1 protein-coding gene is annotated in these 204 nt (G+C 56.9%); it reads right to left on the bottom strand.

What is annotated here, in order from left to right:
- Positions 1 to 204, bottom strand: a 204-nt coding sequence (locus H1B37_RS33270) for a tyrosine-type recombinase/integrase (protein ID WP_182871565.1), incomplete at both ends; no start/stop codon positions are given.

Genomic DNA, 204 nt, shown 5'->3' with positions numbered 1-204 from the left:
ATCTGGCAGTGGGACGTAACGATCCTTTGCGCCCTTGCCGCGATGGATGTGGGCAAACCCGCGTTGGCTTTGCAGATCCGTCGTCTGCAGATGAAGCGCTTCGTTAAGCCTCAGGCCCATCGAATAAGCGGTCCAGAAATACGCGTAGATCCGCAACGTGTTGGCCTGACCGATCAACTCGTGCGTTTGGCTGATGGTCAGCAC

The organism is Stieleria mannarensis, from assembly GCF_014154935.1.
GTDB lineage: Bacteria > Planctomycetota > Planctomycetia > Pirellulales > Pirellulaceae > Stieleria > Stieleria mannarensis.
This window is presented reverse-complemented; position numbering and strand designations above follow the sequence as displayed.